An 18,639-nucleotide genomic window follows, 5' to 3' on the forward strand; every position below is an offset into this window, starting at 1 on the left:
TCGTGAAGAAGCGGCAGCTTTCTTCAAAGCGCAAGATGAAGCAACTAACTTGCCATACATCTATTTGAGTGCGGGTGTATCAGCTAAACTATTCCAAGAAACCCTTGTCTTTGCTCACGAATCAGGCGCAAACTTCAACGGCGTTCTTTGTGGCCGTGCAACCTGGGCTGGATCAGTTGAAGCTTACATCAAAGACGGTGAAGCAGCAGCTCGTGAATGGCTACGCACAACTGGATTTGAGAACATTGACGAACTCAACAAAGTTCTTCAAACAACAGCGACTTCATGGACTGAACGTGTATAAGTTTTCCCCCCCTAATATTAGGGACATTGATCTAAATAAAAAATTTAAAAAAAGTTGAATGTAAAGGTTTACAAAAAAACTTACTTGTGCTATACTTAAATCACAAGTTAATACAAGGTGAGTGTTACTAAGTAATATTAGGCATGATCACAGGTGAATTAGAAATCGGATGATTTTCTTGTTCATTTGTGGTCATTTTTTGTACTCATATACCTTTAAGATACAAAAGGAGGTTACCATGTATCGAATTCTAAACCCAATGAATCACAATGTCTCGCTTGTCAGAAATGACAAAGGAGAAGAAGTGATTGTGATTGGTAAGGGGATTGCATTTGGGAAAAAGAAGGGGGATTTGATTGCTGAAAATCAGGTTGAGAAAATCTTTCGGATGAAGACAGAAGAGTCCAGAGAAAACTTTATGGCTCTGCTCAAAGATGTTCCGCTTGATTTTATCACAGTGACCTACGAGATCATTGATAATCTTTCTAAGAAATATCATTATCCGATTCAAGAATATCTCTATGTGACCTTGACAGATCATATTTACTGTTCCTATCAAGCCCTAACACAAGGAAGGTACAAGGATAGCAATCTGCCAGATATTTCTGCCAAGTATCCTGTAGCTTTTCAAATCGCAAAGGAAGCATTTGAAATTTACCGTCAGAAGCTAGCGGATCATTTTCCTGAGGACGAAATTATTCGGATTGCTTATCATTTCATTAATGCCGAAGGTGAAAATGAAGTGGAAGTTGTTGAGTCGATTGATAAGAGGAAAGAAATTCTCAGGAATGTTGAAGAAGTGCTAAAGGGTTATGCAATTCAACGAACCAAAGAGAATAATCATTTCTATGATCGTTTTATGATTCATCTCAACTATTTCTTGGATTATTTAGACAGATCTAGAGATGATAACCAATCACTTCTGGATATGGAAGATCATATTAAACAATCCTATCCAAAAGCATTTGAGATTGGTTCCAAGATTTATGATGTGATTACGCAACATACTGGTCTTGATTTGTATAAAAGTGAACGAGTTTATCTAGTTCTACATATCCAACGTTTATTGTCATAAAAATTTAATTAAAAATATATAAGGAAAATTCTATCATGAATAGAGAAGAAGTAACATTGTTAGGTTTTGAAATCGTAGCCTATGCTGGCGATGCTCGTTCAAAACTATTGGAAGCCTTGAAGGCTGCTGAAGCTGGTGATTTTGCGAAAGCGGATAGTTTAGTTGAGGAAGCTGGTGGCTGTATCGCCGAGGCTCATCACGCCCAAACAAGTCTATTGACCAAGGAAGCCGCTGGTGAGGATTTGGCTTATAGTGTGACCATGATGCATGGTCAGGATCACTTGATGACAACTATCTTGCTCAAAGATTTGATGCACCATTTAATCGAACTTTACAAGAGAGGAGTTAAGTAATGAACAAACTAATTTCATTTATCGAGAAAGGGAAGCCTTTCTTTGAAAAACTGTCTCGTAATATTTACCTTCGCGCTATTCGTGATGGTTTCATTGCTGGAATGCCCGTTATTCTCTTCTCAAGTATCTTTATCTTGATTGCCTTTGTACCAAACTCATGGGGCTTTAAATGGTCTGATGATGTTGTTAATCTCCTCATGAAACCTTATAGTTATTCAATGGGGATTCTAGCTCTCTTGGTAGCTGGTACAACAGCTAAGTCATTGACCGACTCAGTAAACCGTAGCATGGAGAAAACCAACCAAATCAACTATATGTCAACACTGTTGGCAGCAATTGTTGGTTTATTGATGTTGGCAGCTGATCCGATTGAAGGTGGCCTAGCTACTGGATTCTTGGGGACAAAAGGTTTGCTTTCAGCCTTCCTTGCTGCCTTTGTTACTGTAGCCATCTATAAGGTTTGTGTTAAGAACAACGTCACTATTCGTATGCCTGACGAAGTTCCACCAAATATCTCACAAGTATTTAAAGATGTGATTCCATTCACTCTATCAGTGGTTTCTCTTTATGCTCTTGATTTACTAGCTCGTCATTTTGTTGGTGCAAGCGTAGCTGAATCAATCGGTAAATTCTTTGCACCATTATTCTATGCTGCTGATGGTTATCTAGGTATTACCATTATCTTTGGGGCCTTTGCCTTCTTCTGGTTTGTGGGTATCCACGGTCCATCTATCGTTGAACCAGCAATCGCAGCTATTACCTATGCAAATGCCGAAGTCAACTTGAACCTTCTCCAACAAGGGATGCATGCTGACAAGATTCTTACTTCTGGTACACAAATGTTTATCGTTACCATGGGTGGTACTGGTGCGACACTGGTTGTTCCATTCATGTTCATGTGGTTAACAAAATCAAAACGTAACCGTGCAATCGGACGTGCTTCAGTAGTTCCAACTTTCTTTGGTGTAAATGAACCAATCTTGTTTGGTGCACCACTTGTCTTGAACCCAATTTTCTTTATTCCATTTATCTTTGCGCCAATTGCCAACGTATGGATCTTTAAATTCTTCATTGAAACGCTTGGCATGAACTCATTTACTGCCAACCTTCCTTGGACAACACCAGGTCCTCTCGGTATTGTTCTCGGTACAAACTTCCAATTCTTGTCATTTGTACTTGCTGCTTTGTTAATTCTTGTAGACGTAGCCATTTACTATCCATTCCTCAAGGTTTATGATGAACAAATTCTTGAAGAAGAGCGTTCTGGTAAAGCCAATGATGAATTGAAAGAAAAAGTAGCTGCAAACTTCAATACTGCCAAAGCGGATGCTATTCTTGAAAAAGCAGGTGTAGAAGCATCTCAAAATACAATTACTAAGGAAACAAATGTTCTCGTCCTCTGTGCAGGTGGAGGAACAAGTGGTCTCCTCGCAAATGCTTTAAATAAAGCGGCAGAAGAATATAAAGTTCCTGTCAAAGCAGCAGCTGGTGGCTATGGGGCTCACCGTGAAATGTTGCCAGAGTTTGATCTGGTTATCCTTGCTCCTCAGGTAGCTTCTAACTTTGAAGATATGAAAGCAGAAACCGACAAACTTGGTATCAAACTTGCCAAGACTGAAGGTGGCCAATATATTAAATTGACTCGCGATGGAAAAGGCGCTCTTGCCTTTGTTCAAGCGCAGTTTGAAGAATAAAAAGTTAATAGCAAAGAAGTGAGATGGAGGAACTCCTCCCAACTACATCTCTGTCTCATTTCTATTTCTTGAAAGGTGAATCAAATGTCAAAAACATTACCAAAAGACTTTATATTTGGCGGAGCAACAGCGGCCTACCAAGCAGAAGGTGCTACACATACTGATGGTAAAGGAGCAGTAGCGTGGGATAAATATCTTGAAGATAATTACTGGTACACTGCAGAACCAGCCAGTGATTTCTATCACAAATACCCAGTTGACCTCAAACTTGCAGAAGAGTATGGTGTCAATGGTATCCGTATTTCAATCGCTTGGTCACGTATCTTTCCAACTGGTTATGGGAAGGTTAATGACAAGGGGGTTGAGTTCTATCATAATCTATTTGCAGAGTGCCACAAACGCCATGTTGAGCCCTTTGTAACTCTTCATCACTTTGATACGCCAGAAGCTCTACATTCAAATGGAGACTTCTTAAACCGTGAAAACATTGAACACTTTGTAGACTACGCGGCCTTCTGTTTTGAAGAATTCCCAGAAGTAAACTATTGGACAACATTCAATGAAATTGGACCAATTGGTGATGGTCAATACTTGGTTGGGAAATTCCCTCCAGGTATTCAGTACGACCTTGCCAAAGTATTTCAATCTCACCACAATATGATGGTTTCTCATGCGCGTGCAGTCAAGCTATATAAAGATAAAGGTTATAAAGGGGAAATTGGTGTGGTTCACGCCCTGCCTACTAAATATCCTCTAGATCCTGAAAATCAAGCAGATGTTCGCGCTGCTGAGTTGGAAGATATCATCCACAATAAATTTATCTTGGATGCAACTTATCTAGGACGATATTCCGAAGAAACCATGGAAGGTGTCAACCATATCTTAGCAGTCAATGGTGGAAGCTTAGATTTGCGTGAAGAAGACTTCGCTGTGCTAGAAGCTGCAAAAGACTTGAACGACTTCCTTGGAATTAACTATTACATGAGTGATTGGATGCAAGCCTTTGATGGCGAAACAGAAATCATTCATAACGGTAAGGGTGAAAAAGGAAGCTCTAAGTATCAGATTAAGGGAGTTGGACGTCGAGTGGCGCCTGACTATGTCTCACGTACGGACTGGGACTGGATTATCTATCCTCAAGGTTTGTATGATCAAATCATGCGCGTGAAACAAGATTACCCAAATTACAAGAAAATCTACATCACAGAGAATGGTCTCGGATACAAAGATGAGTTTGTGGATGGGACAGTCTACGATGATGGGCGGATTGATTATGTTAAGAAACATATGGAAGTGATTTCAGATGCAATCTCTGATGGAGCCAATGTCAAAGGCTACTTTATCTGGTCGTTGATGGATGTCTTTTCTTGGTCAAACGGTTATGAAAAACGCTACGGTCTCTTTTATGTAGACTTTGAAACTCAAGAACGTTATCCTAAGAAATCAGCTCACTGGTACAAGAAACTAGCTGAGACACAACTTATTGAATAAAATTTAACAAAAATTCCCCGCCAAAAGGCAGGGGAATTTTTATGGTTTTGATAAAAGAATGGTTGTTTGTTTCGACAGCTCTTCAAATGTTTCCTGACTCAGTTTGGCATCTGAAACGATGGTATCAATCTCTGAGATATTGTAGAACGTGTAAAAATCAAACTTATTAAACTTACTGTGGTCTGCCAGTAAGTATTTTTTATTGGCATTGTTCAAGGCGATTCGTTGTACCTCGCCCTCTTCTTCACTGAAAGTAGCAATTGCCTTATCCTTAATACCATTACAGCTTACAAAAGCTTTAGAAAACTGAAGATTGGCTAAATCCTGCAGGGTAAGTGTCCCTACAAAAGCACCAGTGATGGAGCGATAGTTTCCACCAATCAAGATCAAATCTGTTAGTTTTCGTTCGTTTAGGATGAGAAAAACGGGAAGACTGTTTGTTACAACACGAATGTTATCGATAGGGAGTTCACGAGCAAAACATTCTAAGGTTGTTCCTGGCCCGATAAAAATAGTTTCACCTTCGTCAATCAAATGACCAGCAAAACGACTGATTTCTTGTTTTTCAGCAATCTGCAAGCCTTGTTTTTCGACGTTTGAGCGTTCGTTGTTTAAGAGAGAACCTGTACGAAGTTTTTCAGCGCCACCATGCACACGAACCAGCAAATCCTTATCTGCCAATTCTTGTAAGTAGCGACGAGCTGTCATATCTGACACATCAAGACTCTCCATAATCTCTTTTACAGTAATAGTGCCTTTTGTGTTTACTGCTTCTAGAATACTATCTAGTTTTTCTTGCTTTAGCATCCTTATCACCTCGATTTCTACTATTATTATCTTACCATAAAACGCTCAATCAATCAAATAGAAAAAAACAAAATAAAACAAAAACAAAAATATCATGGTTGTTTTAAACAAACCATGATATTTTGAATGATTGGTCAAATTAGTCTAAACCGTAGTTGTAATCCTCGTCTTGCATGGCTTCAACTTCACCAAGGAGGTAACCATTTCCGACTTGAGAGAAGAAGTCGTGGTTAGAAGTTCCTGTTGAAATACCGTTCATAACGATAGGATTGACATCATCAGCTGAATCTGGGAAGAGTGGATCTTGTCCTAGGTTCATAAGAGCCTTATTGGCATTGTAACGAAGGAAGGTTTTAACTTCCTCAGTCCAGCCAACACCGTCATAGAGGCTTTCTGTATAGCCCTCTTCGTTTTCGTAGAGCGTGTAGAGCAGGTCGTACATCCATTCTTTGAGTTTTTCTTGCTCTTCTTCAGGTAATTCATTGAAACCAAGTTGGAATTTGTAACCAATATAAGTTCCATGAACAGACTCATCACGGATGATCAGTTTGATGATTTCCGCAACGTTGGCCAGTTTGTTGTTACCAAGATAGTAGAGCGGTGTAAAGAAACCAGAGTAGAAGAGGAAGGTTTCAAGGAAAACGCTGGCAACTTTCTTTTCTAGTGGGCTACCATTGAGGTAGATTTCATTGATAATTTCCGCTTTTCTTTGTAGGTAAGGGTTGGTGTTGGTCCATTCAAAGATTTCTTCAATTTCAGCCTTAGTATTCAAGGTTGAAAAGATAGAAGAATAAGATTTTGCGTGGACAGATTCCATAAACTGGATGTTGTTGAAAACAGCTTCCTCATGCGGTGTACGGATGTCCGAGCGAAGTGCTTGAACCCCTGTTTCAGATTGCATGGTATCCAAAAGGGTCAAACCACCAAAGACTTTTCCAACCAAGTCTTTTTCTTTGTTTGATAGTTTTCTCCAGTCGTCTAGGTCATTTGACAAGGGGATACGCGTATCGAGCCAAAATTGCTCCGTTAGCTTTTCCCAAGTTGATTTGTCGATGACATCTTCGATGGCATTCCAGTTAATGGCTTTGTAGTAAGTTTCCATTTGAAATCTCTTTCTGTGTTTAATATTGCGAGCTCACAATTATTTCTATTTTATCATAATTCTAGAGGAGTATCGCACAAAAAGTCGGAAGCCCGACTTTTTGTTATTTCATAGTATAGATGCTTATTCCAGTCTAACATGGTGATTGAATCACTAGTCTGAGAAAATGTGGTTGCCTCAGATAAAAACTAAATCACACAGCTTTCACATTGGTTAGCACCGACCTCTCCACCGTCGTCTGTAAAGGTACGGACATAGTAGATAGACTTGATACCCTTGTTAAAGGCATAGTTACGAAGGATTGACAAGTCACGTGTGGTTTGTTTGTTTTCTTTCTTCCATTCGTAAAGACCTTTTGGAATATCACTACGCATGAAGAGGGTGAGTGAAAGTCCTTGGTCCACGTGCTCTGTTGCAGCAGCGTAAACATCAATCACCTTACGCATATCCATATCGTAAGCAGAAGTGTAGTAAGGGATAGTATCTGTTGACAAACCTGCAGCAGGATAATAGATTTTACCGATTTTCTTCTCTTGGCGTTCTTCAATACGTTGCGTAATCGGGTGGATAGAAGCAGAAACATCGTTGATGTAGCTGATAGAACCATTTGGCGCTACAGCAAGGCGGTTTTGGTGATAAAGTCCATCTGCTTGAACCTTTTCGCGAAGTTCAGCCCAGTCAGTAGCGCTTGGAATAAAGACATCTTTAAAGAGTTCTTTAACACGGTCTGATTTTGGAACAAACTCGCCTGTCACATACTTGTCAAAGTAGCTACCATTAGCATAGTCTGATTTTTCAAAGTTGTGGAAGGTGATACCACGTTCGCGGGCGATATTGTTTGATTCCACCAAGGTCCAGTAGTTCATAAGCATAAAGTAAATGCTTGTAAATTCAACTGACTCAGGAGATCCGTACTCAATCAGTTGTTGGGCAAGGTAACTATGAAGCCCCATGGCACCAAGACCAAAGGTGTGAGCCAAACTGTTTCCGTGGTCGATAGTAGGGACAGCTACGATGTGTGAACTATCTGTAACGAAAGTAAGGGCACGAACCATAGCGCGAATAGAACGACCAAAGTCAGGTGAAGTCATCATGTTGACCACGTTGGTTGATCCAAGGTTACATGAAACGTCTGTTCCCATTTGAAGGAATTCTTGAGCATCGTTAATCAAGCTTGGTTCTTGAACTTGAAGAATCTCAGAACACAAGTTACTCATGATAATCTTACCATCAACCGGGTTTGCACGGTTAGCTGTATCAATGTTGACGACATAAGGGTAACCAGATTCTTGTTGCAATTTAGAGATTTCAGTTTCCAAATCACGCGCCTTGATTTTTGTCTTGCGGATATTTGGATTTGCGACTAATTCATCGTATTTTTCAGTGATGTCGATGTAGTTGAATGGCACACCATACTCAAGTTCTACAGAGTACGGGCTGAAGAGGTACATTTCTTCATTTTTACGAGCCAATTCGTAGAACTTATCGGGTACTACAACACCGAGTGAAAGAGTCTTAACACGAACTTTTTCATCGGCATTTTCTTTCTTAGTGGAAAGGAAAGCGATGATATCTGGGTGAAAGACATTGAGGTAGACAACCCCAGCACCTTGACGCTGACCCAATTGGTTAGAGTAAGAGAAACTGTCTTCGAAGAGTTTCATAACTGGTACGACACCAGAAGCTGCTCCTTCATAACCTTTGATAGGTGCACCCGCTTCGCGAAGGTTGCTGAGGGTAATTCCCACACCACCACCGATACGAGAAAGCTGGAGGGCAGAGTTGATGGAACGTCCGATAGAGTTCATGTCATCCGTTACTTGAATCAAGAAGCAAGATACCAACTCCCCACGGCGAGCACGACCTGCGTTCAAAAAGGAAGGAGTAGCTGGTTGATAGCGTTGGTGGATGATTTCATTGGCAATATCAGTCGCAATCGCTTCATCCCCGTCAGCAAAGTAAAGTGCATTAAAGAAGACACGGTCTTCCATGCTTTCAAGATAGTATTCCCCATCGTTAGTCTTCAAGGCATACTGGTTGTAAAACTTATAGGCAGCCATGAATGATTTGAATTGGAAGTTTTGGTCCTTGATAAATTGATGCAATTCTTCCAAAAACTCTGGACGGTATTTCTTGAGAAATGCAGTTTCGATATAGTTGTGTTCAATGAGGTAGTTGATTTTATCAGTAATTGAATCAAAAACCATGGTATTTGGAACCACATTTTCTTTAAAGAAGGCATCCAAGGCTTCCTTATCTTTATGAAGCATGATTTGTCCATTGACAGGACGGTTGATTTCGTTATTGAGACGGAAGTAAGTTACGTCCTCAAGATGTTTTAATCCCATAAAATTTCCTTTATCTAATTACAAAAGAAAGGCCTCTAAGTTAGCCCTAGAAGCAATCTCTTCTGGATGATGTACTAAGATTATGCTAATTGTTTCAGTTTTCCTGGTTGGAAGCCTGAAAAGACTTCAGTTGGTGTTTGGATAACAGGAGCTGCGCTGAAACCGAGCTCTTTAACTTGATCGATGTACTCTGGTTGCTCGTCGAGATTGATCTCACGATAAGCGACATTGTTGCTGTCCAAGAAACGCTTGGTCATCTTACATTGGACACAGTTGTTTTTAGAATAAACGGTTACCATTTTCGTAACTCCTCTTTCAAAATAGATTACTTTCTTAGTATATCAGAAAAAAAAACTTTGTCAAACTTTTTAAACTAAATCTTGTGCTAAAAAGTTACAGTTTTAAAAACAAAGCACAAGATATAGTGTTTTGTCAGAGTGTAAAATTGGGTTTTCATTGAACTATCAAAGTTTATCAAAACAAAAAAACTATATACTGTATATTGGTAAGATAAATAGAAGATTTTCAGCAAGTTATCTGAAAGGAAATATAAGAAAGTCCATAAAACACTTGAAAAATAATCTAGAAGGTGATATAATACAGTCTTGTAAGGGTTATCACATATAATCCAAAAAAGAAATAACTAAAGGAGAGTCAAACTATGGCTTCTAAAGATTTCCACGTAGTGGCAGAAACAGGTATTCACGCACGTCCAGCAACATTGTTGGTTCAAACAGCTAGCAAATTTGCTTCAGATATCACTCTTGAATACAAAGGTAAATCAGTAAACCTTAAATCTATCATGGGTGTTATGAGTCTTGGTGTTGGCCAAGGTGCTGACGTTACAATTTCAGCTGAAGGTGCAGATGCTGACGACGCAATCGCTGCTATCACTGAAACTATGGAAAAAGAAGGATTGGCATAAGGAAAATGACAGAAATGCTTAAAGGAATCGCAGCATCTGACGGTGTTGCAGTTGCAAAAGCATATCTACTCGTTCAACCGGATTTGTCATTTGAGACTATTACAGTCGAAGATACAAACGCAGAAGAAGCTCGCCTTGATGCCGCTCTACAAGCATCACAAGACGAGCTTTCTGTTATTCGCGAGAAAGCAGTAGGTACGCTCGGTGAAGAAGCAGCTCAAGTTTTTGACGCTCACTTAATGGTTCTTGCTGACCCTGAAATGATCAGCCAAATCAAGGAAACAATCCGTGCGAAGAAAGTGAATGCAGAAGCAGGTCTGAAAGAAGTAACAGACATGTTTATCACTATCTTTGAAGGCATGGAAGACAACCCATACATGCAAGAACGTGCAGCGGATATCCGCGACGTGACAAAACGTGTATTGGCAAACCTCCTTGGTAAAAAATTGCCAAACCCAGCTTCTATCAATGAAGAAGTAATCGTGATTGCGCATGACTTGACTCCTTCAGATACAGCTCAATTGGACAAAAACTTTGTAAAAGCTTTTGTAACCAACATTGGTGGACGTACAAGCCACTCAGCTATCATGGCGCGTACGCTTGAAATTGCAGCAGTATTGGGTACAAACAATATCACTGAAATCGTTAAAGATGGTGACATTCTTGCCGTTAACGGTATCACAGGTGAAGTTATTATCAACCCAACTGATGAGCAAGCAGCAGAATTCAAGGCTGCTGGTGAAGCTTATGCGAAACAAAAAGCTGAATGGGCTCTCCTGAAAGATGCTAAAACAGTAACAGCTGATGGCAAACACTTTGAATTGGCTGCCAACATCGGTACTCCAAAAGACGTTGAAGGTGTCAATGACAACGGTGCTGAAGCTGTTGGTCTTTACCGTACAGAGTTCTTGTACATGGATTCTCAAGACTTCCCAACAGAAGACGAGCAGTACGAAGCTTACAAGGCTGTACTTGAAGGAATGAACGGTAAACCTGTTGTCGTTCGTACAATGGATATCGGTGGAGATAAGGAGCTTCCTTACTTCGATATGCCTCACGAAATGAACCCATTCCTTGGATTCCGTGCCCTTCGTATCTCTATTTCTGAGACTGGAGATGCTATGTTCCGCACACAAATCCGTGCCCTTCTTCGTGCGTCTGTTCACGGTCAATTGCGTATCATGTTCCCAATGGTTGCGCTCTTGAAAGAATTCCGTGCAGCGAAAGCAGTCTTTGACGAAGAAAAAGCAAACCTTCTTGCTGAAGGTGTTGCAGTTGCGGATAATATCCAAGTTGGTATCATGATCGAAATCCCAGCAGCAGCAATGCTTGCAGACCAATTTGCCAAAGAAGTTGACTTCTTCTCAATTGGTACAAACGACTTGATCCAATACACAATGGCAGCAGACCGTATGAACGAACAAGTTTCATACCTTTACCAACCATACAACCCATCAATCCTTCGTTTGATTAACAACGTTATCAAAGCAGCTCACGCTGAAGGTAAATGGGCTGGTATGTGTGGTGAGATGGCTGGTGACCAACAGGCTGTTCCACTTCTTGTCGGAATGGGCTTGGATGAGTTCTCTATGTCAGCAACATCAGTACTTCGTACACGTAGCTTGATGAAGAAACTCGATACAGCTAAGATGGAAGAGTACGCAAACCGTGCCCTTACAGAATGCTCAACAATGGAAGAAGTTCTTGAACTTCAAAAAGAATACGTTAATTTTGATTAATCGAAAAGTCCTTGCAACTCAGTTGCAGGGATTTTTTTAAAGAATTTTCAAGCTAATTTTTCTTATATAAAGTCCAATCTTGAGAAAGTTGTGGTCAGAACAAAAAAATACTTAACTGGTTCATAAAATTCTTGACAAGTTGCAAATTTAGGAGTAAACTATTAACCAGTTAATTAATAGAGAGGAGTTTCTGCAATTTAGAAATGAATTGCAAATAGAAATATTAAAAAAGAAAGAGAGTTTCGATGAAAATTAATAAAAAATACCTTGCTGGTTCTGCGGCAGCTTTAATTTTAAGTGTCTGTTCTTATGAATTGGGACTGTATCAAGCTAGAACGGTCAAGGAAAATAACCGTGTTTCCTATATAGATGGAAAACAGGCTGCGCAAAAAACAGACAATTTGACACCTGATGAAGTCAGTAAAAAAGAAGGTATTAATGCCGAGCAAATCGTCATCAAGATAACAGACCAAGGCTATGTCACTTCACATGGTGACCACTATCATTATTACAATGGCAAGGTTCCTTATGATGCCATCATCAGTGAAGAGTTGCTGATGAAGGATCCAAACTACCAGCTCAAGGACGAGGATATTGTCAGTGAAATCAAGGGCGGTTATGTTATCAAGGTAGATGGAAAATACTATGTTTACCTTAAGGACACTGCACATGCGGATAATGTCCGTACGAAAGAAGAAATCAATCGGCAAAAACAAGAACATAGTCAGCATCGTGAAAGAGGGACTTCAGCAAACGATGGTGCGGTAGCCTTGGCACGTTCACAGGGACGCTACACCACAGATGATGGTTACATCTTTAATGCATCCGATATCATTGAAGATACTGGTGATGCTTATATCGTTCCTCATGGCGACCATTACCATTACATTCCCAAGAGCGAGTTATCAGCCAGCGAATTGGCTGCAGCAGAAGCCTTTCTATCTGGTAGAAGTGGCCAATCAAATACGCCTACTTATCGCCGTACCAATAGCAACAGTGCTAGCAGCGATGTAGATAGATGGACTCCATCCTATAATAATCAAGGCAACAGCTATACGAACACGAACACAGCTAACAACAGTAGCGACGATAACCAAGCAAGTCAGAGTGATGAGGATATTGATAGCCTTCTGAAACAACTTTACGCCTTGCCGCTCAGCCAACGACACGTAGAATCTGATGGTCTTGTCTTCGACCCAGCACAGATTACAAGTCGAACAGCTAGAGGAGTTGCTGTGCCTCATGGGAACCATTACCATTTCATCCCTTATTCACAGATGTCTGAATTGGAAGAACGAATCGCTCGTATTATTCCTCTACAGTACAGTTCGAACCATAGGGTGCCGGATTCAAGACCAGAACAACCAAGTCCACAACCGACTCCGGAACCTAGTCCAAGCCCGCAACCTGCACCAAATCCTCAACCAGCTCCAAGAAATCCAATTGACGAAAAATTGGTTAAACAGGTGATTCGAAAAGTAGCTGATGGCTATGTATTTGAGGAGAATGGAATCTCACGTTATATTCCTGCCAAGAAGCTTTCAGCAGAAACTGCTGCGGCCATTGATAGTAAACTAGACAAGCAAGAAAGTTTGTCTCATAAACTCGGATCTAAGAAAACCAACCTCCCATCTGGTGATCAAGGATTTTACAATAAGGCTTATGATTTACTAGCAAGAGTTCATCAGGACTTACTTGATAATAAAGGGCGCCAAGCTGAATTTGATGCTTTGGATAAACTGTTGGAACGTCTCAATGATACCTCAAGTGATAAAGTTAAGTTGGTGGATGATATCTTGGCCTTTCTAGCACCGATTCGTCATCCAGAACGTTTAGGAAAACCAAATGCTCAAATTGCTTATACTGATGATGAGATTCAAGTAGCCAAGTTGGCAGGCAAGTATACAACAGAAGATGGCTATATCTTCGATCCTCGTGATATCACCAGTGATGAGGGGGATGCCTATATAACTCCACATATAACCCATAGCCATTGGATTAAAAAAGATAGTTTGTCTGAAGCCGAAAGAGCGGCAGCCCAGGCTTATGCTAAAGAGAAAGGTTTGACTCCTCCTTCAACAGACCATCAGAATCCAGGAAATACGGAGGCTAAAGGAGCAGAAGCTATCTACAACCGCGTGAAAGCAGCTAAGAAGGTGCCGCTTGATCGTATGCCTTACAATCTCCAACATACCGTGGAAGTTAAAAACGGTAGTTTAATCATTCCTCATTATGATCATTACCATAACATCAAATTTGAGTGGTTTGACGAAGGTCTTTATGAGGCACCTAAGGGGTATAGTCTAGAAGATCTCTTTGCGACTGTCAAGTACTATGTCGAACATCCAAACGAACGTCCGCATTCAGATAGTGGTTGGGGGAATGCAAGTGACCATGTTCAAAGAAACCAAAATGGTCAAGCTGATACCAATCAAACGGAAAAACCATCAGAGGAGAAACCTCGGACAGACAAACCTGAGGAAGAAAAGCCACGCGAAGAGAAGCCTCAAAGTGAGAAACCAGAATCTCCAAAACCAACTGAGGAGCCAGAAGAAGAATCACCAGAGGAACCAGAAGAACCTCAGGTTGAAACTGAAAAGGTTGAAGAAAAACTGAGAGAGGCTGAAGAGCTACTTGCAAAGATCCAAGATCCCATTATCAAGTCCAATGCCAAAGAAACTCTCACTGGCTTAAAAAATAACCTGCTATTTGGTGCTCAGGATAACAATACCATTATGGCTGATGCTGAAAAGTTGTTGGCTTTATTAAAGGAGAGCAAGTAAAGGTAGAAGCATTTTCTAGATCCTAAAAACAGGATAGGAGATCTAGAAAAGATAAAATCGAAAATGAGAATAGAATGTAAGTTCTAATTCTCATTTTTTTCATGAAAATATGCAAAATATCTTGACATATAGTGTAAATAAAGATAAACTATTTACTAGTTAATTAAATGGTTAAATACTAGTTAAGGAGTAATGATGAAAAAAAGAACAATTCTACTATTAATGGCAAGTCTGTTGATTCTTGTCTTAGGAGCATGTAGCCAAAAAGAAAAACAAGAAGCAAAAGGGATGAAGATTGTCACAAGTTTTTACCCAATCTATGCCATGGTCAAAGAGGTATCAGGGGACTTGAATGATGTACGGATGATTCAGTCAAGTAGTGGGATTCACTCCTTTGAACCGTCAGCAAATGACATTGCTGCTATTTATGACGCGGATGTCTTTGTCTACCATTCTCATACGCTCGAATCTTGGGCTGGAAGTCTAGATCCTAACTTGAAAAACTCAAAAGTTAAGGTTTTAGAAGCTTCTGAAGGAATGACCTTGGAGCGTGTTCCAGGTTTAGAAGATGTAGAAGCTGGTGACGGTATTGATGAAAAAACACTCTACGACCCTCACACTTGGTTAGATCCAGAAAAAGCTGGCGAAGAAGCTCAGATTATCGCTGACAAACTTTCGGAGATTGATAGTGCTAATAAGGAAACGTATCAAAAGAATGCTAAAAACTTTATCGCTAAAGCCCAAGAATTGACTAAGAAGTACCAGCCTATTTTTGAAAAAGCGAGTCAAAAGACCTTTGTTACACAACACACAGCCTTTTCTTATCTCGCTAAACGCTTTGGTTTGAAACAACTTGGTATAGCAGGGATTTCCCCTGAACAAGAGCCAAGTCCGAGACAACTAACAGAAATTCAAGAATTCGTTAAGACCTATAAGGTTAAAACCATCTTTACTGAGAGCAATGCTTCTTCTAAAGTCGCTGAAACCTTGGTCAAATCAACAGGAGTTAGCCTAAAGACACTCAATCCTTTAGAAGCAGATCCTGAAAATGACAAAACTTACTTAGAAAATCTAGAAGAAAACATGAATGTTCTTGCAGAAGAATTAAAATGAGGAAATTATGAAAATCAATAAAAAATATCTAGCAGGTTCTGCGGCAGCTTTAATTTTAAGTGTTTGTTCTTACGAGTTGGGACTGTATCAAGCTAGAACAGTCAAGGAAAATAATCGTGTTTCCTATATAGATGGAAAACAACCGAGTCAAAAGGCAGAGACTTTGACACCTGATGAAGTCAGTAAAAAAGAAGGTATAAATGCTGAGCAGATTGTCATCAAGATCACGGATCAAGGTTATGTGACTTCTCACGGAGACCATTATCATTACTATAATGGTAAGGTCCCTTATGATGCTATCATCAGTGAAGAGCTACTGATGAAAGATCCGAATTATCAGTTGAAAGATTCAGATATTGTCAATGAAATCAAGGGTGGTTATGTGATTAAGGTAGACGGGAAATACTATGTTTACCTGAAAGATACGGCTCATGCGGATAATATTCGAACAAAAGAAGAAATTACTCGTCAGAAACAAGAACATAGTAGTAATCACGGAGGAGGTTCTAACGATCAGGCAGTAGTTGTAGCCAGAGCTCAAGGACGCTATACAACAGATGATGGTTATATCTTTAATGCATCTGATATCATCGAAGATACGGGCGATGCTTATATCGTTCCTCATGGTAATCACTTCCACTATATTCCTAAGAGTGACTTGTCTGCCAGTGAATTAGCTGCTGCTCAAGCCTTCTTATCTGGTAAAGGTGGTCAAACAAGCTCAGTTGGGTATCGTCCGTCTACAAATTCTTCTAGTAGCTCATCAGATGCATCGAATAGTAGTTCATACGGACAAACAAATTATAGTAAAGTTGAGACAAATATTAGAGGATGGGCTCCAAGTGTTAGCTCACAAGTGGATAATAGTTATCAAGAAAGTCCAAGTGAAGATGTATCTAGTCTCTTGAAACAACTTTATGCCTTGCCACTTAGTCAACGACACGTGGAATCAGATGGACTAGTCTTTGATCCAGCGCAGATTACAAGAAAAACTGCGAATGGTGTTGCAGTGCCACACGGAGATCATTATCACTTCATCCCTTATTCTCAAATGTCTGACTTAGAGCAGAAGATTGCGAGAATGATTTCTGTAAAAGGACAAAATAACGGAAACAACAGGCCAGTAAATACTCAAAAGCCAACAAACAGTACAGTTGAGCATACATTTTTAGGAAATTCAATTAAGGCTTATGGTAAAGGTCTGGATGGCAAACCATACGATACTAGTGATGGATATGTATTCAGTAAAGATTCTATCTATTCAGTTGATAAATCAGGCATTATAGCAAGACATGGAAATCATTTCCATTATGTGGGATTTGGAGAGTTAGAACAGTTCGAATTAGATGAAGTTAGCAAATGGATGAAGGAAAAAGGCCAACCTAATGAGAGTGTTATTCCTTCAGAGAATATGGATAACAAAGAAAAACCAAAATTTGATTCAAAAAAAGTGACTGGTAAAGTGACTAAAGATGGTAAAGTAGGCTATGTTCTTAAAGAAAACGGAAAAGAATACTTCTACTCTCGAGATGAACTTGATCTTACTCAAATTGCTTTTTCTGAACAAGAACTCATGCTTAAGGATCGAGATCATTATCGTTATGATATAGTAGACACAGGGATCAAACCAAGATTAGCTGTAGATGTCTCAAGTTTGCCGATGCATGCAGCGAATACTACCTATGATACTGGAAGTTCATTCATTATTCCACACATTGATCATATTCATGTTGTGCCTTACTCATGGTTAGAGCCTGATCAAATTGCGACTATTAAATATGTCATGCAACACCCTGAGGTTCGTCCTGAAGTTTGGTCTAAGCCGGGTCACGAGGATTCAGGTTCCGTTATTGCTAATGTGACTCCTCTTGAAAAACGCGCTGGAATGCAGAATTGGCAAATTATCCATTCTGCTGAAGAAGTTCAGAAAGCTCTAGCAGAAGGTCGATTTGCAACTCCAGATGGTTATATTTTTGATCCGAAAGATGTATTGGCAAAAGAAACTTTTGTATGGGAAGACAAATCATTTAGTATTCCAAGAGCTGGAGGTGGTTCATTGAGAAGTATCACTAAATCCGACTTATCAGAAGTAGAATGGAAACAAGCGCAGGACTTAATAGCCAAAAGAATGAAAGAAAAGGAATCTAAAACTGAAACGTCTACACATCCTAATGAAGAATTAAAACCTGATTCAAACAATACTGAAAATAGTGATAAGAATAAGACTACTGTAGATAAAACTGAGGAGCAACCGAAGAAAAATATAGGGGAGAATGAGACTGGTACAACCAACGAAATTCCTTCAAAAAATAAAGAAATTTCCAAAGAAGAAAATGATGATGATTTACCAGATTATGGGTTAGATAAAGTAACTTTAAATGAACATATAGAAAAGTTAGCGAAAATTGCCCAAATTGATCCTAAGTTTCTAATCTTTCAACCAGAAGGGGTTCAGTTTTACAATAAAAACGGTGAATTAGTGATGTATGACATTAAGACACTAAAACAAATAAAACCTTAAAAGATTTTTATTTGTTATAATCTATTCGAAAGGATATTGTTCTATTTTTGATAGAATAATGTCCTTTTCTTTGTTAAAAAAGCTGGGGGTTACTGTCTTAAAAAAATGAATCAAAGAGTCCTAAAACAGTGATTTTATTTTTGACGATTAAAATCTTGACTTATTAAATAAAAAAAGATAAACTATTTACTAGTTAATTAAATGGTTAAATACTAGTTAAGGAGTTATGGTGAAAAAGAGAACGATTTTAGTATTGATGACCAGTGCATTGGTTCTAGTATTAGCTGCTTGTGGTCAAAAGGAAAGTCAGACAGGTAAAGGGATAAAAATTGTGACCAGTTTCTATCCTATCTACGCTATGGTTAAGGAAGTATAATGAGGAGA

General features: G+C 39.5%; 13 protein-coding genes and 2 pseudogenes. 11 read left to right on the forward strand and 4 right to left on the reverse strand.

What is annotated here, in order from left to right; all coding sequences use genetic code 11:
- The 5 genes and pseudogenes from HMPREF8578_RS09085 to lacG form a co-directional block, all read left to right on the forward strand.
- A pseudogene (locus tag HMPREF8578_RS09085) lies at positions 1-304 on the forward strand (tagatose-bisphosphate aldolase); the annotation flags it as partial.
- Positions 305-542: 238 nt separating this feature from the next.
- Entirely contained in the window at positions 543-1,379 is an 837-nt protein-coding gene (locus HMPREF8578_RS09090; RefSeq protein ID WP_000285730.1) for a PRD domain-containing protein, read from the forward strand.
- Between the two features lie 35 nt (positions 1,380-1,414).
- On the forward strand, positions 1,415-1,732 hold the full coding sequence (locus HMPREF8578_RS09095) for a PTS lactose/cellobiose transporter subunit IIA (RefSeq protein ID WP_001078319.1): 318 nt from the start codon (positions 1,415-1,417) through the stop codon (positions 1,730-1,732).
- Positions 1,732-3,426: a lactose-specific PTS transporter subunit EIIC gene (locus HMPREF8578_RS09100; protein WP_001037490.1), complete on the forward strand. Its 1,695-nt coding sequence runs from the start codon at positions 1,732-1,734 to the stop codon at positions 3,424-3,426. The genes HMPREF8578_RS09095 and HMPREF8578_RS09100 overlap by 1 nt, the downstream gene beginning before the upstream one ends.
- 84 nt (positions 3,427-3,510) lie before the next feature.
- Entirely contained in the window at positions 3,511-4,917 is a 1,407-nt protein-coding gene (lacG, locus tag HMPREF8578_RS09105; RefSeq protein ID WP_000047701.1) for a 6-phospho-beta-galactosidase, read from the forward strand.
- A 39-nt stretch (positions 4,918-4,956) separates the two neighbouring features.
- Here the strand turns inward: lacG and HMPREF8578_RS09110 are convergent, their stop codons facing one another.
- From HMPREF8578_RS09110 to nrdH, 4 genes are all read right to left on the reverse strand, one after another.
- On the reverse strand, positions 4,957-5,724 hold the full coding sequence (locus HMPREF8578_RS09110) for a DeoR/GlpR family DNA-binding transcription regulator (protein WP_000917580.1): 768 nt from the start codon (positions 5,722-5,724) through the stop codon (positions 4,957-4,959).
- Positions 5,725-5,863: 139 nt separating this feature from the next.
- Positions 5,864-6,826, reverse strand: a complete 963-nt coding sequence (gene nrdF, locus HMPREF8578_RS09115; protein ID WP_000451378.1) for a class 1b ribonucleoside-diphosphate reductase subunit beta — start codon at positions 6,824-6,826, stop codon at positions 5,864-5,866.
- A 188-nt stretch (positions 6,827-7,014) separates the two neighbouring features.
- Positions 7,015-9,174, reverse strand: a complete 2,160-nt coding sequence (nrdE, locus tag HMPREF8578_RS09120; protein WP_000523278.1) for a class 1b ribonucleoside-diphosphate reductase subunit alpha — start codon at positions 9,172-9,174, stop codon at positions 7,015-7,017.
- A gap of 80 nt (positions 9,175-9,254) precedes the next feature.
- Positions 9,255-9,473, reverse strand: coding sequence for a glutaredoxin-like protein NrdH (gene nrdH, locus HMPREF8578_RS09125; protein WP_000259240.1), 219 nt, complete (start codon positions 9,471-9,473; stop codon positions 9,255-9,257).
- Positions 9,474-9,835: 362 nt separating this feature from the next.
- On the opposite strand from nrdH, the gene HMPREF8578_RS09130 reads away from it, so the two are divergent.
- The 6 genes and pseudogenes from HMPREF8578_RS09130 to HMPREF8578_RS09155 all read left to right on the forward strand — a co-directional run.
- Entirely contained in the window at positions 9,836-10,099 is a 264-nt protein-coding gene (locus HMPREF8578_RS09130; RefSeq protein WP_000146948.1) for a phosphocarrier protein HPr, read from the forward strand.
- A 5-nt stretch (positions 10,100-10,104) separates the two neighbouring features.
- A complete protein-coding gene (ptsP, locus tag HMPREF8578_RS09135) occupies positions 10,105-11,838 on the forward strand; it encodes a phosphoenolpyruvate--protein phosphotransferase (RefSeq protein ID WP_000138129.1) in 1,734 nt (577 codons plus the stop codon).
- A gap of 245 nt (positions 11,839-12,083) precedes the next feature.
- Positions 12,084-14,621 carry a pneumococcal-type histidine triad protein gene (locus HMPREF8578_RS09140; RefSeq protein ID WP_000700236.1) on the forward strand — a complete coding sequence of 846 codons (2,538 nt, stop codon included), beginning with the start codon at positions 12,084-12,086 and terminating at the stop codon, positions 14,619-14,621.
- Positions 14,622-14,816: 195 nt separating this feature from the next.
- Complete coding sequence (locus tag HMPREF8578_RS09145; protein WP_000747438.1) at positions 14,817-15,734, forward strand: metal ABC transporter substrate-binding protein; 918 nt, start codon at positions 14,817-14,819, stop codon at positions 15,732-15,734.
- 7 nt (positions 15,735-15,741) lie between these two features.
- The gene (locus tag HMPREF8578_RS09150) at positions 15,742-18,255 is read left to right on the forward strand and encodes a pneumococcal-type histidine triad protein (protein WP_000700248.1); all 2,514 of its coding nucleotides are present in this window, start codon (positions 15,742-15,744) and stop codon (positions 18,253-18,255) included.
- 226 nt (positions 18,256-18,481) lie between these two features.
- Positions 18,482-18,628: pseudogene (locus tag HMPREF8578_RS09155) on the forward strand (adhesion protein); the annotation flags it as partial.
- Positions 18,629-18,639: the final 11 nt, after the last annotated feature.

The sequence above is a fragment of the Streptococcus oralis ATCC 49296 genome, assembly GCF_000185265.1.
GTDB classification, from domain to species: Bacteria; Bacillota; Bacilli; order Lactobacillales; family Streptococcaceae; genus Streptococcus; species Streptococcus oralis_BC.